The organism is Bradyrhizobium sp. ORS 375 (assembly GCF_000239775.1).
In the GTDB taxonomy this organism is placed as follows: domain Bacteria; phylum Pseudomonadota; class Alphaproteobacteria; order Rhizobiales; family Xanthobacteraceae; genus Bradyrhizobium.
Genome location: NZ_CAFI01000240.1, coordinates 1 through 1,977, shown reverse-complemented (window position 1 = coordinate 1,977; position 1,977 = coordinate 1). Strand labels below are relative to the sequence as shown.

Below are 1,977 nucleotides of genomic sequence, written 5' to 3'. Positions count from 1 at the left end.
CGGCGCAGCCGCGATCTGCGCCGGCGCAGCAGCGCACCAGCTACGACCGCGGGCTGCCCATCTCCTCGCCCGAGCCGCCACCACCACCGCCGCCGTCCGCACCATCGTCGGGACACGGCGCGACCCGGTTCTCATCCGTGTTCGGCACGAGGAGGCGCTGAGATGACCAGGCACCGCGGCCGCGGCATGGCGGCGATCAACTATCCCATCGGCATGAATCTCGGCGGCGACCCGAGCCAGGCGCTGGTGCACTCGAACCCCAGCGGCAAGTTCACGGTGGCGCTGTCGTCGATCGATCTCGGACAAGGCATGAAGTCGGTGACGCGGCAGATCTGCGCCGAGACGCTCGGCGTGCCCGTCGAGGACGTCTATGTCGACACGGCGGACTCCGACACCGGCCCGCACTGCATGGGCTCGTTCGCCTCGCGCGGCACGCATCGCGTCGGCAACGCGGTCATGGCTGCGGCGAAGGAGGCGCGCGGCGTGATGATGGAGGCGGCCGCGGAAGAGCTCGAGGTCAATGCCAGCGATCTCGAAACGGACGGCCGCGGCAACATCCATGTCAAGGGCGCGCCGCACCGGTCGATCTCGGTGAAGGACGTCGCGATCGCCGCGCAATTCCGGCAGGGCAAGACGATCTCGGGGCGCGGCATCTTTCTCGTGCCGCTGTCGGACGTCGATCCCGAGACCGGCGAGATGTCGCCGGCGACATGCTACGCGCATGCCTGCCTCGTCGCGGAGGTCGATGTCGACGACGAGACCGGCGAGGTCGGCGTGGTCAGGATGGACTCTGCCTATGAGCTAGGCCGTGCGCTCAATCCGCGCCTCGTCGAGCAGCAGCTGGTCGGCGGCGCCTGGATGGGGATGAGCCACGCGCTGTATGAGACGACGGAGCCGTATTATCCCGATCCCAGGCAGGGCCCGCGCGACTTCGTCGAATATCTGATGCCTGGGCCGGGCGATATCTGTCCGCACGATATCGCGGTGCTGGAGCGGCCCGCGCCTGACGGTCCGTTCGGCGGCAAGGGCCCGGGCGAGATGTGCGCCAATCCGGTGCTGCCGGCGATCGCGAATGCGATCTTCAATGCGGTCGGCGTGCGCATCGACGAGCTGCCGATCACGCCCGAAAAAGTGCTGCGCGCGATCAAGGCCCAGGGCGGCGCGCGGCCGCAGACGCGGCGGTGACGGCGCATGGTCGTTCGCAGCACCATTGTCGGCATCGACTCGCCGCAGGCGCTGGAGAAGGCGTTGCGCGCGGCCTATTACCTCGCCGATGAGGGGCTCTCCACCGCGGCCTATCTCGCGCTCGCGCTCGGCAAGCCGCTGCTGCTGGAGGGCGCGCCAGGTGTCGGCAAGACCGAGGCGGCGAAGGCGATTGCGGCAGTGCTCGGCCGCAAGCTGATCCGGCTGCAATGCTACGAGGGCATCGATGCAGCGGCCGCCCTCTACGAGTGGAACTATCCGCGCCAGATGCTCGCGATCCGCCAAGCGGGCGAGGAGAGCATCGACATCTATGGCGAGAGCTTTCTGATCGAGCGGCCGATGCTGGCCTGCCTGCGTGCGCCTGACGCGACCGTGCTGCTGATTGACGAAATCGATCGCGCCGACCAGGAGTTCGAGGCGTTCCTGCTCGAATTCCTCTCCGACTTCCAGATCTCGATCCCCGAGCGCGGCACCGTGCGCGCCGCCGAGCGGCCGATCGTCGTGCTGACCTCGAACCGCACGCGCGACCTGCATGAAGCCCTGCGCCGCCGCTGCGTCTATCACTGGATCGACTATCCCGACGCCGAGCGCGAGGCGCGGATCGTGATGATGCGCGCCTCCAGCGTCGCCGAGGCGACCGCACGCGCGGTGGTCGCGGCCGTCGCCAAGCTCAGGCGCGAGCCGCTGAGCAAGGCGCCGGGAATTGCCGAGGCGGTCGATTGGGCGGAGGCGGCGACGCTGCTGAACACGACCGGCGCGCGCTGGCCGGACGCG

General features: G+C 69.1%; 2 protein-coding genes. Both read left to right on the top strand.

Annotated elements, in window-relative coordinates; translation table 11 throughout:
- Positions 1–162: 162 nt before the first annotated feature.
- Positions 163–1,185, top strand: a complete 1,023-nt coding sequence (locus tag BRAO375_RS19030) for a xanthine dehydrogenase family protein molybdopterin-binding subunit (RefSeq protein WP_009029086.1) — start codon at positions 163–165, stop codon at positions 1,183–1,185.
- Positions 1,186–1,191: 6 nt separating this feature from the next.
- The coding region (locus tag BRAO375_RS19025) for an AAA family ATPase (RefSeq protein WP_035641141.1) at positions 1,192–1,977 on the top strand (786 nt) is incomplete at its 3' end.

Bases quoted from the DNA above. Each gene is read 5' to 3' on its own strand.
- BRAO375_RS19030 (WP_009029086.1), top strand. From the start codon at position 163: ATGACCAGGCACCGCGGCCGCGGCATGGCGGCGATCAACTATCCCATC.